Raw genomic sequence first — 13,832 nt, 5'->3', positions numbered from 1 at the left:
TTATTTTTCTCTCGTAACTCCACCTTATAACGCTGAAAACGTCGCATCCCATTTGGTTGAAATTTGATAGTCTCGTATTTAAAAGCCTAACTGGAGTTTCTCTATAAAAGCTCACTGCATCGATTTTAGAGGATTATTAGAAAATATAATGCCTACTTCCCAATATTATATTTTCTAATAATAAACGTTACTCCCCTTTTAATTCGCTTTAAAATTGTAAATCGGCTTAATAATATGTTTGATATCAATTGTCTCTTTTGTATTCTCAACAATTTCATTCATTGGCTTATATACCATTGGTGCTTCATCTAACGTGCTTTCTGCAACAGATGTAGTCCAAACTTCTGTCATTGTATTTTGAAAATCCTCTAAGTTAAGTACTTCTTTCGCCTTCTTACGGCTCATAATGCGTCCTGCCCCGTGCGGTCCAGAAAAGTTCCAATCTGGATTTCCTTTACCAAATGCAATAATTGAACCGTCTCTCATATTAATTGGAATAATTACTCGTTCATCTTTCTGAGCTGAAATAGCACCTTTTCGTAAAATCATATTTTCCATATCGATGTAGTTATGGATTGTAGTGAATTGATCTGTTACTGTCCAATCCATTCTAGTGACAATTTCATCCATCATTGCTTTACGATTTAACTCCGCATATTTTTGAGCAATTTTCATATCATTCATGTAATCTTTAAATCCTTGACCTTCTAAATAAGCTAACTCTTTGCGAATCAATGGCTTCTTAATCCCTCGTATAGCTTCCTGTATTTCTTGTTGTCTACCTTCTCTTGTAAGACGCTCAATGATTTCTTCTTTAATAGATTTAACATTAATAAGTTGCTCGTAAGCAAGGTTTTGATAATACTCTGCTACTTGTTTCCCTAAATTACGCGAACCACTATGAATGACAATATATACATTTGCTTTATCGTCCTCATTCAGTTCGACAAAATGATTTCCACCACCAAGTGTACCAATACTTTTTTGAGCACGCTGTAATGTAAATGGAGCCCTTACACTATTAAAATCAATCATTTTTGAAAATCGATGTTCCTTATCTCGAATACGAAAACCACTTGGGACAAATTTACGAATTGTTTCGTCTAAGTGATCGAAGTTGATTTCTTCTTTTTTCTTGTCAATTACTACTACTTCCATGCCACAACCAATATCGTACTTACCTCCCAGTTTCCTGAAAGAGTGGACTATACCTTCTCTACAGTCATCGAGATATGCAGTCTCTACCGTAGGCTCACCGTATTAATTATTCCTCTTCAGCTCAAAATGGATGAGGAATAATTCTGTATCTCAGTCTGCTAACCTGATACAAGTCTCTGAACCATTCGATTATGTCACCATAACCACTGGCTGCTGATTGCCCTCGCCTTTTATCCCGCTATTTACGGGCAGTAAGACCTCGACCTTAAAATTCAGCAAAAACAAAGAAGTTAGGTGGGGGTCGGGCTGCCCGTACAAGCCCGATTGGTTCAACTAATAATCAGTGGGGAATGCCCCCCACTGATTAAAGTTTCACTTTATCGTTAGGGTTCCCAGTCAATTGAGTGAGTAGTTTAAAGTCTGAGCCGATTAATTAACCCCGACTAAATTAGGAACAATTTTATCTTGAATTGTCATTGTTGTCCCAATAGTGCAACCTGCCCCCGCATGTGTATCTGGCATAATACGAATCTTACTATCCTTTGCGAATTCTTGGTTACAAAGATCAATAATTTGACCTGCTGCTGTCTCTTCAACATTAGTAGTAAACACCTTCGCTTCATTGAATTTCCCTTGTAATTTCAACATCTTCTATTTCCCCTTTCCTTTAGATTCTACAAACCAGCGATTCGTATATAGTATATATTCAAACATTACAAATACATACTATATATTTATAATTATATTTTCCATCACTACAGCTAATTTCCTTTTTTTACAAAAAAAGACACAGAGATTTCTCTCCATGCCTAATCGTAGCTCTAAGAATTAACTACTGAATATTTTTATTACGCTCTAATTGGTTTTGAATTCCTAACCTATCAATTTGAATCCAATACTCTGCAATTTTCCCATCTTCTACTCTATACACTGCACTTGCTATTTGAATGATTGGAAGTCCTGTAGGTTCATATCCATCGATTTCTCCTACATGCATACCTACTTGTTTCCAACGTACATATACTTTACTTCCTTGTACTAAAAATTCTTGAATTTCTAAAGAAAAGTTACCATATACTTCAATCATCTCTCTTACATGTTCAGCATAATCTTCAGGTGTTCTGCAAACTGTTTGTTCTTCTTCAGATACAATTTGATGTGCCAATACTTTTTCTGCCATTAATTGATTTGAAAAGTCAGGATTATTCCCCGAACGTACTTCATCAAAAAATTTTCTAACAATTTGTTCTGGCGTCATTTAAAAACCCCCTTATTAAGAAATCCAATGCTAATCATATCATAGTTTATTTTAATCTACCTATTAAAGTAAACTGATTCATGTGTACAATAACAAGACGAAATCTCTTCTTTCTTAAGAAATCCCAATTGTTTCCCCTGAAAATTCACTATACTAATTATCTACTTCTTCACCGCATGCATATACTGCACCGTCTCAAAAGCTTTCAAATAATCATTTCTTCCTTCAAAATATAATTTATTTATGTCCTCTGGTGATAAGTGCTCATAAATGAGTAAACCCGACTTCTCTAACAATGCTTCCATTTCGCGATAAGAATAACATGACTTCATCGGTTCTCCGCCTACCGCTGCCATTTTCACCATATTTTCAACTCGGTTAGACAACCCTTTTTCCGTAAATAGGTTTTCATCGGGATAATCAAAAACAATAGAACTACCTGCTGGAACCATCTCGAATAAACACTCTATTAAACTAGCAAGTTCCTCTTTCGTTAAATAGTACGAAACGCCTAACAGACTAAAGAACGTTTTTTTATGTTCAAATCCTTCATTCCGTAACTGTTCATAGGAAATCCCTTTCGTAAAATCCATCGAAACAAAATGAAGGTGATTTGGAACTTCAAGTTCTGCTTCTTTTATTCTCTCCTTCTTAAACTGCTGCGTAGAAGGATGATCCACTTCAAATATTTCTATTTTATTCTCTAACTCTCGGTGTCTAAAACTGAACGTATCTAAGCCCGCACCGAGTATAACGTATTGTTTCGCTCCCAGTGTAATTTCGTGTAGTAATACTCTTTCACAATATGCCGCACGTGCTAAAGGTGTTGGTGATAATTGAACTTGTGTAATCCACTTTAATATTTCGTTTGGATCATCTTGAAACTGCTTTGCAATGCCTTTATTGAAAAAATGTATTCCTTGAATCATGTTCGTTTCAATTTCGTTACGTTCTTTTGGCGATATGAATTCTTTAGCTATATAATCATCAAAAATTTTAGAACTATCAAATTCACTATGGTATGCCCTGCTGAAAGCTGATACTAACGACGTTACACTTGCTTCACCTTGTTTCATGCACATACACTCCTTCATCTTCACAACAAAAATAGGGTCCCCCTGGCCAGGAGAACCCTATTATACACATTATTTTTATATTGGTAAATTATAGCATAAATAAGTTTTTTTGTCAAGTTTTTAGCCCTCCTTAACACTTCGAAAAATTGTATGTTTTCAAGAGGAAAATTGAAATTACATACACAATATTCCTATTTTAATGAACAGGTCCTTTTGAAAAAAAGAAAAACACTCTGAGGTGTCTTTCTTATACTTCATTTTTCACTAAAATAAATATTAAAAATTCTAAATTATTCACCCATTCTTTTTTTAGCAGTATTAGTATCTTGAGATACTGGTATGTGTTCGGTAGCTATAGCTAAACCTATTTTTGGCATATTAACATAGATTGCTTCAGAAGCACCTTTTTCTATTTGATAGGTTTCATGAAATACACCGACACTCCCATTATCTTTAATCTTATTGTTGTATGATTTCCAAGCATATGAATGGTTTTTTCCGTGAGCGTAGTTTACTAACTCATCGAATCCTTTCCAGTATTGAATTAAGATTACTTTTCTCCAACTAAATAAAAATTCTGTATGTAAGAAACCCCATTGTGGGTTTTGATACAATTCTTTAATCATAGGTCCCATAGCGTTAAAAACTGGTATCCACTTCCAAAATTTTAATAGGTTATTAATACGCATACCAATAATAAAAACAACAAATTTTTTATCCTTGCTATTGGCTATATGCCTGCCGTTAAAAATTTTAGCTCCCACTTTAATCCCCCTTTTTTACTGAACATAAATAATGTGCAGCTCCCAAATAAACCATAACATTTTCCCATGCATTTTCCAATTAATTTAACATAGATTATGAAAGGCTGCACTTAACAATAAAAGGTATACGTTTCCCATCTTTTTTATTATTAACAGCTATTATTAATAGTTACTCTAAATCTCCTTTTCACCAGGAACATTCCCTTACTTCAGGGATTTTTAAAGCTTCAAGTAATTATTCCTTATGCTTCACTTCAAGAGAAATAAACGAAATTAAATTCCCTTCCATATACATATTTCAATAATGATAGTATTGCTTGCCTCTTTCTAAACAGAATATTTTTAGTTCATTTGAATTAGGACAACATCACAATCCTTCATTTTCACAACAAAAATAAGGTCCTCCTGACTAGGAGAACCTTATTTCACACTTTTTTAATATTGGTAAATTACATAATAAATAAGTTTATTTGTAAAATTTTCAGCCCACTACCACTCCGACACTTTGCATATTCTCTGGCAGGAAAATTGTCGATTCACACCGAACATTCCTGATTATAACAATACTTATGGAGGCCAATATGAAAAGATTAGTCATCATCACAGTAGGAAAAACACACAGCGGAAAAACTACATTTGCAAAAGCATTAGAAAAAGAGTTACCGCACTCTTTCGTTATGGATCAAGATAACCAAGCCGAATTTATTAACACGCATTATGAAAAATTACAGCCGACTAAGGGCCCTAATACATTTAAGCATGGTCTTTCAAAATTCATCGTTGATTATGCAAAAGAATATACAAATTTACACCTTATCATTTGTAATTCCAATCGCAGTAAAAACGGAAGATTATATTTACTAAACGAATTATTTCCACAAAACGAATATGTACGTATATTAGTACATTTTGACATCCCAGATGATGTACTTTATGAAAGAGTGGCTCAAAGCACGCGAAGTACAAATATTTTTAGAGGTAACTATTCCAGCTTCAAAGAAGTTCTCAATCGCCAACAGGCTGAATCCCTTCATGAAGATGTAGTAGATCCTGTAGAAAACGAGGCTGATTATTTGTTTGTTATTCGCAATAATAAAGATGTAAACTCTACTATCGAAGAAATTGTTCATCTTGCTGAAGATTTATCCCCTATCCAAAAATAAGAGACTATAAGAATTACATAATCACAGATTATTATGCAAATACTTCCTCTAAGCGCCGAACATGGTATATAATGATATAATAATCTGCTTTTATATGCTCAATTTTACACAATAGAGTTTATTCATAGGAAAGAGGTACAAAAATATGAAAACAAAACAAACAATCGCTGCGTCTACACTAGCTTTAGCAATGATTGCGGGTTCTACCCCTACTCATGCAGAAGTAAATGATGCTACTCCCCAGCAAAGTACTGGAGATCGATTAGCTGAAATTAAGCAACAGAAACAAGAGTTAGATGCGAAATTGCAGCAACACAAAGAAAATGTGGATCAAACATTAAATGAACTTAACCAAGTTAAGGAAAATGTTGATACAAAGGTTAATGAACTACATGAACGTAAACAAGTTGCAGATGAAAAAATCGGCGAGATTAAGCAACAGAAACAAGAGTTAGATACAAAACTTCAGCAAGATAAACAGATTGCTGCGGATAAAATTGCTGAAATTAAAGAGCATAAAAAACAAGTAGTTGACAAAGTCGCTGAAATTAAAGAGCATAAGCAAAATATCGATACAAAGGTTAATGAGCTTAAGGAACATAAACAAACTGTCGATGAAAAAGTGAATGAAATTAAGCAGCATAAAGAAAACATCGATCAAAAGGTTAATGAACTTAAGGAAGTAAAAAAACAAGTAGATGAAAAATTAACCGAGTTAAAGAAAGCGAAACAAACTGCTGAGGACAAACTTGCTGAAATTAAAGAAAACAAGCCGAATACAGGTAACACGTTAGAAGAACTGAAGAAAATCAAACAAAATTTAGATAGTCTTTCAGCTAACTTAGAACTAGCTAAACAAGATGTGAAAAACAAACTAGCTGAGTTACAAGAGGCTAGACAGGATTTAATAAATAAAATAAATGAAATTAAACAAGCAAAACAAACTGTTTCAGACGATTTAACAAAGAAAAAACAAGACCTAGATATTAAAATAAACGACTTTAAACATACTGAGAAGAAAATTGACGACAAATTAGCTGAGTTACATACAACGAAGCAAAATGTAGATAACAAAATTAATGAAGTATCACAGCCTAAACAAACGACAGCGGATAATAACAATACTACTGTTCCAGCGAAAAACAATACTAGAGAACTTCCTAACGCTGGTAGTGAGCAATCAAATAATATGGCTTTAGGAATGTTATCTATTCTAGGTGGACTTTTATTAGTAACACGCAATAAAATTAAAACGCTATTCTCAAAATAATGCTATTATAACTACCTTAAATTATTAATAAAAAGGACAACAGCGTTTATATGCACTGTTGTCTTTTTTCATTGTTTAATTTTGTATTAACTGTCCATCTCTAAGCGTCAATATACGATCACATACATCAAGCATTCTTTCATCATGTGTAATCATAATTGCTGCTTTTTGACTTTCTTTCACTTCCCGTTTCATCATTTCAACAACTTCACGTGCACGTTTTGAATCTAAGCTTGCAGTCGGTTCATCCGCTAATATTAAATCTGGATTGTTCATGAACGCACGAGCGATTGCTACCCTTTGTTTTTCCCCACCAGATAGTTGATTTGGATAATGATTTTTTCTTTCTCCTAATCCAAATGCTGCTAATAAGTGATCTGCACGCTTTTCAGATTCTTGTTTGTTATCTTTTTTAAGCTTTGCAATATAAAGCAATTGTTCTTTTACATTTAAATATGGAACAAGATTTGCGAATTGGAAAATGAAGCCGATTTTTTTCAAACGAATGTCTGTCATTTCCTTTTCTGATAACTTCGTAATATTTTGTTCACGAATGTAAATATCCCCTTTTGATGGTGATAATAAAGCACCCGCGATTGATAATAACGTACTTTTCCCTGATCCAGAAGGACCGACGATTCCGATAAACTCTCCAGCTTTCACATCAAGCGATATCGGATGAAGGGCCGTTACTTCAGTATTCCCTTCTCCGTACACTTTACTTACATTGTCTAATTTTAATAATGAAGTCATTACATCCCGCCTCCAATTGCTTCTAATGCATCAACTTTTAATACTTGATATAACGAAATAAGTGTTCCTAAAATACTAATTACGATAAAGATTGCTGCATATTGTGCAATCATCGGTGTTGTTAATAAGAACGGCATACCTGCTGGTAAAATTTGTTCTAACCCTTGTACAAGAACAATACTGATTATCATCGCCACAACTGATAAGAATAACGCCTGTACGACTAAGCTATTTGCTAAATAAGTGTTCTTTGTACCGATTGCTTTTAATACACCTAATTGCTGTGTTTTTTGTAATGTAATTACGTAGAAGAATACACCAATTAGTAACGCAGCGATAACAAGTAAGAACGCAATGATCATCGTCAATGTTCCTTGTTCTTCTTTAAATCCTGGAATACTTTGTAATACTTCTTTTTTGTCGATAACATGTGCATTTTTAATGTCTTTATCTGTATTAAGTGCAATTGCACTATAATCTTTTTGGTTTGGTTGTGAAATAGCGCTCCATACATCTTCATTTACATAAACGACTGGTGTATGGCTAAACATTTGATCTTTCGTAAATCCAACGATTGTAAATTCTTTCTTTGAAACAGGATCAATAATTGTATCCCCAATATCGATTCCTTTTTCTTTAATTGATTCATCAGCAACCATTTCATTGTTTGCTGTACCTAATTTCTCACCTTCTACAATTTTTGGTTCTAAAAATGAATCGCGTTCACTTGAGAAAATAGCGACATCAACTTTTTTCGAACTATCTTTCTTTTCATAAGTTGAAATTTTTACACGAAACGGAACAGCCTCTTTCTCGCCTACTTGATTTACTACACTATCTACATCATCTTGCTTAATTTGTGAACGAAGTAATTTATTTTCCGCATCATCTGCTAAAACGAACTTATTTGCCTCCATATTTTGAATCGATGAAGCATTATCATATGATAATCCGTTTGCTAATCCTGAAATCACAAGGACTAAAAATGATAATAACACCATAATAAGTCCGATTAATCCGTATCTTAATTTTGATTGTTTCAATTCACGCAGAGCTAAAAACATTTCGCTCGCTCCTTCCTCTTACTTTCTATGCACTAATAATAAAAAAGAATTATGAACGGAATATGAACAGAAGATTACATTACAAAGATTAAATTTTCTGAAAGTATTGAAAATAAATAATATCCTTGATACAATTCAGGCAAATAATCTTGACCGAGTAATTTAATTTGAGGAGTTGATCATTTTGAAGCCCATGTTAACACTAACTACTTATAGCCAACTAAAAGCAATAAGCGATCCACTACGTGTCGAAATGATGATGCGTCTATGCGAACGTCCTTATACGGGACAACTACTATCTGAGAAATTCGGCATTTCAAGGGCGAAAATTCATTATCATTTAAAAGAATTAGAGAAAAATGGTTTTATAGAAATCGTTTATACAGAAGAAAAGAATGGCATCGTTCAAAAATTTTATCAATCTGTCGCTAAAGGCTTCACCCCTGCCGCAGATCTATTACCTCATTTAGAATTATTAAGCGAATCAGGTCGCCAAATCTTTTTACAAATGACGGAAATGACGAAAGGCCATATTCTCGCTGCACCAGAAGAAGCTTTTACATTACGAAAAGTAAGTGAAAATCCAGCTGAGTGGAATTACGTTTCATCCTGCTGGGAGTTTGATGCCACGCCAGACCAATTTCAAGTGTGGGTGAAAAAGTTTTATGAATTGATGGCTGAATTAAACGAGATCACAAAAGACGCGGAGAAAGATCCAAATAGTAAATCTTATTACATTTCTACTACTGCACTACAAATCGACGAACGAGCAATGCAGCGATTTGTAAAAAAAGAAGAAAAATCGTAATACGATTTTTTTTTACATCAACGGTCAATTTTATTTTACCGATTAAATTTATTTCAAAGGAGTAGATAAAGTGGACATATTAAAAAACCGGAATTTCCTCTTACTATTTTTAGGGAGAATTTTTACAAACATCGGAGATAGCTTATATTATGTAGCAGCGATGTGGCTCGTATATAAACTGAGTGGTAATCCTTTTTATTCTGGATTAGCAGGTTTTCTTACGTTATTACCTTCTGCACTTCAATTTCTTACTGGTCCATTCGTTGATAGATGGTCAATTAAAAACACCCTCGTTATCACACAAGTTTTGCAATGCATTCTTATATTAATCATTCCTATTACACACTACTTCGACCTATTAACAGTCCAACTACTACTCATCATTATGCCAATCGTAGCCTTTATCGAACAATTCGCCTATCCCGCACAATCAAAAGCTTTACCACTTCTACTGAATAAAACACAATTATTAAAAGGAAACTCACTCTTTTCATTTGCGTATCAAGGCATTGATTTAATTTGTACGACTCTTTCTGGAATATTAGTAGCACTATTTGGCGCAATTACTTTATATGTAATCGACTCCTTTACATTCGCGATTACTACCCTTTTGTTCTTTTCATTAAAAATGCCGAAACAAGCAGAAACCAATACATCGCTATCAACTAAACAATATTTCTCTGATTTAAAAGAAGGTTTTTCAATCGTCTTTCGTTCATTAATGGGTGCCTTCTTAATCGGTTCAGTTGTTGCCAATTTTTCTATCGGAATGACGATGGCAATACTTCCTTCTTTCGCTGACTCTTTAGGCGGTGTGAAATTATACGGCTTCTTTTTAGCCGCTATATCAGCAGGTAGTTTATTTGGAGCATTATTCAGTTCATGGGTTGGTAAACGTAATGTTGGCCGTGTTTCCATTATTAGCTTTGCGGCTGGCGCTTTCTTTTGGTTTCTCTCTACGATTGTACCGTTTCAATGGTTATCCATTTTTTTATTTGGCCTAGCTTGGATACCAATTGGTGCCACCAACATATTATTTGCGACAATTAGTCAAATTGTAATTCCAAATCAATATATTGGACGCATCAACTCAGTCATGCGAAGTATGGGCACAATCGCTATGCCATTCGGCTCTTTAATCGGCGGATACACTGCAAATGTATTTAGTAGCCAACTCATTTTCGCGCCCGCTAGCATCGGGATTTTATTCATTTCTCTCGTATGGCTACTTCATCCGAAATTACGGGCATTGCCGAAAGCTGATGAAATTACAGCGGATACTTTTGGGGTTCGGTTTAAGGAAGAGTGTGGGAAAGGTGCGGCTTTATAGCAAAACAAGCATAACCCCGTTCTAAATTTAGAACGGGGTTATGCTTGGATGTAAGTTTTATTCAATAATAACGCTCTTTAATAGAACGAACTAGAATGTTCAATCAACGATTTGCTGGCCAAGACCCCTGCATTTTCCTTAATTGAATAATTTGGCCCGTATGATAAGCATCATGAAACATGATGTCCAGTAATTTCCCCTCAAGTGAATTTTGTTCCAGCTCTTTTTCGGAAATTGCACTCAACACCTGTCTTAAATTACGTTGAGCATTTTCAGAACGGTCAACGACTTCCTTCCATTCCTTATCATCATTAGATTGATTGGTAAGATTGAAGGTTTCATCGCCGTCGAGATTATGCTTCCATTCACGGCCTTCCAAGTTTGCCGCAAGTCTCTCTTTATAATAAATGAGATGATTAACATTCTCCCAAATGGTATTCGTTTCCTCTCCAGATGGTTTCCACATAGCCTGTTCGGCTGTAAGTCCTTCTATAGCATGTTTAAACGGTGCATACCAACTCTCTTTATCGAATGTTGAATCTAATGCGTTTAAAAACAAGTCAACTCGTTTCAAAGTAATCTCCTCCCTAAATAGTTACAGATCTCATCAAACCCTTAGAACTCTGTAGAGATTCTATATTTTCAAATAAACTTCCTGCTAATCTTATTCCACAAACTAGTCCAATTATAAAATAGACTGACTCGCATTTTTTCACTTTACACGTAGACTAACGAATAAAAAAGAAGAGGCCGTTCCAAACAGCCTCTTCCCTTGCATTTATTTAGGGAGCTCAACCCGAACAGTCGTCCCTTCCCCTTTCGTACTAAATACGGAAACTGTCCCTTGATGCAGTTCCACAATCTTCTGCACAATCGATAATCCTAAACCACTACCTTCTACGTTTCTTGCTCTTGCTGTATCTACTTTGTAAAAACGATCAAATATACGGTCCATTTCTTCTCTTTCCATACCAATTCCGTTGTCTGATATAGAGATCATCACGCTTGACTCGAATTCTTCTACAACAAATTCAATCGTTCCACCGTCGTTTGAAAACTTAATGCTATTCGTAAAGATGTTACTCCATACTTGATGAAGTAAGTTTTCATCACCCTGTATTGTAATATCCGGCACATCAAATTCAACGGCGATATCTTTTTCACGCCATTTCCATTCAAGCATAAAAATAACGTCTTTAATTTGCTTTTGTAAGTGAAACTCTTTAATTTGTAGAACTTTCTCTTCTTTATCTAATGAAGCTAGCGTAAGTAACTGTTTACATAAACTAGACATTCGCTTACTTTCGCCCTCAATAATTCGTAAGTAATGATTTCTTTCTTCTTCACTCATCTTTTCTGTTTGCAATGTTTTCGAAAAACCTTGTATAGAAGAAAGCGGTGATTGAAATTCATGCGAGACGTTCGATACGAATTCCTGTCTCATTTCATCCAATTCTTTTATACTTTTCGTCATCTTTTGAAAGTTTGTAGATAACGTACCAATTTCATCTTTTCTTTTTACGTCCAATTCAATTTCATATTCACCACTCGCAATTTTTTGCGTAGCCTTCGTAAATTTACGAATTGGACGAACGATATAACCTGCTGCAATCGCTATAAAAATAATGCTTAATAACACGATAAAACCAAGTAATACCGCTAAGAAAATTCGCATCTCGCCAAATTGGTTTTGAATGTCAGGACGAATAAATAAAGCGTACTGTTTATCACCGTGCTGCACCGGTACACCGACACTATTTATTAATTCATTATCGAAAAAACCAGTAATAAATAGGCGGGTCGGATATGTGGAAACGCCATTAAATGTTTCGCCTTGCAATACTTTATGAACAGTATCATCACTAATTGTCGTCTTACGAAACGCATTACCGATACGTTTTCCATTCTTTTGGTCATCGACAATATAAATTTCATATCCTAATTTCGCAATTGACTGTAAATATGCCTCTTTATTCTCTTCACTTTGCTTTTCATATAATGATTTTACTTCCTCAGCATACATTAAAATCTTTTCACTATTGTACGGTTTTAACTTCACCTGATAATATACATTTGTTAATAAAAAGCCAATTATACTACTAAGTAGCATAATCCCAACCGTCATAAAAACAAATCTAGAATACAATGATTTCATCTTATTTCAACTCCAACTTATAACCTAGCCCGCGCACTGTTTTAATTTGAAAATCATCTGTTCGTTTTGAGAAACGATCTCTCAGTCTCTTCACATGAACGTCGACTGTTCGTTCGTCCCCTTCAAAATCCATCCCCCACACTAATTCAATTAGCTCTTCTCTTGAAAATGTTCTTCCAGGATAACTAGCAAGTTGTGATAATAATTCAAATTCCTTCAGCGGTAGTAAAATCGTTTGACCGTTACACTTTACTTCAACACCTTTACGATCAATTGTCGTTCCGTGAAGTGTAATAATGTCAGCGCTCAGCATTTGATAACGGCGTAATAAAGCTTTCATACGAAAAATCACTTCAGCTGGTTCAAACGGTTTTACAATATAATCATCCGTACCAGAAACGAACCCTTTTTCTTTATCGACTAGCTGATCTTTTGCAGTTAATAAAATCACCGGTATATCATGATACTTCCGGATTTCTTCACATAACGTATAGCCATCCACAAACGGCATCATAATGTCCACTATCGCAAGATGAATATTTTCCTTCTCTAACACGCCTTGCGCTACCTTTCCATCTTCCGCTTCAAAAACTTTAAACCCCTCTTTTTGTAAATGGTAATGTAATAACTCTCTAATATGCTTATCATCATCAGCTAATAAAATATGTATCATCTTCATTAAACCCTCTCTCGTTCATCCTTCTACATCCTTACATTAAGAAACAATTGTACTTTTTGCAAGAAAAAGAAAAACAATTACAGCATTAATTTTTTCATGGCAATGAGCTAAATTTTAAAATCCATTAAGTGAAATTATTGAGGTTATCAAAGATACTACGCATTAGAACCACAATACAGTACAACAGATTGTATGATAATGTAGCTTTGGAATAAAGGTTCATAAATAATACCTACAAGCCAATATTTTACGATAAATAAAAAGAATCCATTTTGAAATAGATTGATATGCTCCCCATTAGGTAGACAGATAAAAAATAAAAATCTGTTTATCTAAGGGGAGTATTTTTTATGG

The 13,832-nt window shown here is 34.4% G+C and carries 13 protein-coding genes and 1 pseudogene; 4 read left to right on the top strand and 10 right to left on the bottom strand.

The features are described from left to right. Positions 1-198: 198 nt before the first annotated feature. The 5 genes and pseudogenes from BAQ49_RS18280 to BAQ49_RS18255 form a co-directional block, all read right to left on the bottom strand. Entirely contained in the window at positions 199-1,158 is a 960-nt protein-coding gene (locus tag BAQ49_RS18280; protein WP_071746547.1) for an RtcB family protein, read from the bottom strand. A gap of 432 nt (positions 1,159-1,590) precedes the next feature. Further along, positions 1,591-1,806 (bottom strand): annotated as a pseudogene (locus BAQ49_RS18270) (RtcB family protein); the annotation flags it as partial. A 184-nt stretch (positions 1,807-1,990) separates the two neighbouring features. Further along, positions 1,991-2,416, bottom strand: a complete 426-nt coding sequence (locus BAQ49_RS18265) for an ester cyclase (RefSeq protein WP_071746545.1) — start codon at positions 2,414-2,416, stop codon at positions 1,991-1,993. 161 nt (positions 2,417-2,577) lie between these two features. Next, positions 2,578-3,492 (bottom strand): class I SAM-dependent methyltransferase, encoded by a 915-nt coding sequence (locus BAQ49_RS18260; protein ID WP_071746544.1) that lies wholly within the window; start codon positions 3,490-3,492, stop codon positions 2,578-2,580. Positions 3,493-3,782: 290 nt separating this feature from the next. Beyond that, positions 3,783-4,256, bottom strand: coding sequence for a DUF4188 domain-containing protein (locus BAQ49_RS18255; protein WP_071746543.1), 474 nt, complete (start codon positions 4,254-4,256; stop codon positions 3,783-3,785). Between the two features lie 569 nt (positions 4,257-4,825). On the opposite strand from BAQ49_RS18255, the gene BAQ49_RS18250 reads away from it, so the two are divergent. Together BAQ49_RS18250 and BAQ49_RS18245 are read left to right on the top strand one after the other, a co-directional pair. Continuing rightward, the gene (locus BAQ49_RS18250; RefSeq protein WP_116733480.1) at positions 4,826-5,419 is read left to right on the top strand and encodes an ATP-binding protein; all 594 of its coding nucleotides are present in this window, start codon (positions 4,826-4,828) and stop codon (positions 5,417-5,419) included. 145 nt (positions 5,420-5,564) lie between these two features. Then, positions 5,565-6,689, top strand: coding sequence for an LPXTG cell wall anchor domain-containing protein (locus BAQ49_RS18245; RefSeq protein WP_071746541.1), 1,125 nt, complete (start codon positions 5,565-5,567; stop codon positions 6,687-6,689). A gap of 75 nt (positions 6,690-6,764) precedes the next feature. Here BAQ49_RS18245 and BAQ49_RS18240 read toward each other — a convergent pair whose 3' ends face one another. Together BAQ49_RS18240 and BAQ49_RS18235 are read right to left on the bottom strand one after the other, a co-directional pair. Next, positions 6,765-7,442 carry an ABC transporter ATP-binding protein gene (locus BAQ49_RS18240; RefSeq protein ID WP_000202615.1) on the bottom strand — a complete coding sequence of 226 codons (678 nt, stop codon included), beginning with the start codon at positions 7,440-7,442 and terminating at the stop codon, positions 6,765-6,767. Next, complete coding sequence (locus BAQ49_RS18235; RefSeq protein WP_071746540.1) at positions 7,442-8,506, bottom strand: ABC transporter permease; 1,065 nt, start codon at positions 8,504-8,506, stop codon at positions 7,442-7,444. Before BAQ49_RS18235 ends, BAQ49_RS18240 begins: the two co-directional genes overlap by 1 nt. Before the next feature lie 184 nt (positions 8,507-8,690). Here BAQ49_RS18235 and BAQ49_RS18230 point away from each other — a divergent pair, with 184 nt between their 5' ends. Further along, on the top strand, positions 8,691-9,314 hold the full coding sequence (locus BAQ49_RS18230; protein ID WP_071746539.1) for an ArsR/SmtB family transcription factor: 624 nt from the start codon (positions 8,691-8,693) through the stop codon (positions 9,312-9,314). 70 nt (positions 9,315-9,384) lie between these two features. Beyond that, complete coding sequence (locus BAQ49_RS18225; RefSeq protein ID WP_071746538.1) at positions 9,385-10,644, top strand: MFS transporter; 1,260 nt, start codon at positions 9,385-9,387, stop codon at positions 10,642-10,644. A 103-nt stretch (positions 10,645-10,747) separates the two neighbouring features. Here BAQ49_RS18225 and BAQ49_RS18220 read toward each other — a convergent pair whose 3' ends face one another. The 3 genes from BAQ49_RS18220 to BAQ49_RS18210 all read right to left on the bottom strand — a co-directional run bounded on the left by BAQ49_RS18220 (position 10,748) and on the right by BAQ49_RS18210 (position 13,478). Continuing rightward, complete coding sequence (locus tag BAQ49_RS18220) at positions 10,748-11,218, bottom strand: DinB family protein (protein WP_071746537.1); 471 nt, start codon at positions 11,216-11,218, stop codon at positions 10,748-10,750. 204 nt (positions 11,219-11,422) lie between these two features. Further along, positions 11,423-12,799, bottom strand: a complete 1,377-nt coding sequence (locus BAQ49_RS18215) for a sensor histidine kinase (RefSeq protein ID WP_071746536.1) — start codon at positions 12,797-12,799, stop codon at positions 11,423-11,425. Between the two features lies 1 nt (position 12,800). Beyond that, a complete protein-coding gene (locus BAQ49_RS18210; protein WP_083596170.1) occupies positions 12,801-13,478 on the bottom strand; it encodes a response regulator transcription factor in 678 nt (225 codons plus the stop codon). Positions 13,479-13,832 lie beyond the last annotated feature (354 nt).

Source organism: Bacillus proteolyticus, from assembly GCF_001884065.1.
In the GTDB taxonomy this organism is placed as follows: Bacteria; Bacillota; Bacilli; order Bacillales; family Bacillaceae_G; genus Bacillus_A; species Bacillus_A proteolyticus.
Note: the sequence above shows the minus strand (reverse complement) of the source record. Positions and strands in the feature narration are given on the sequence as shown.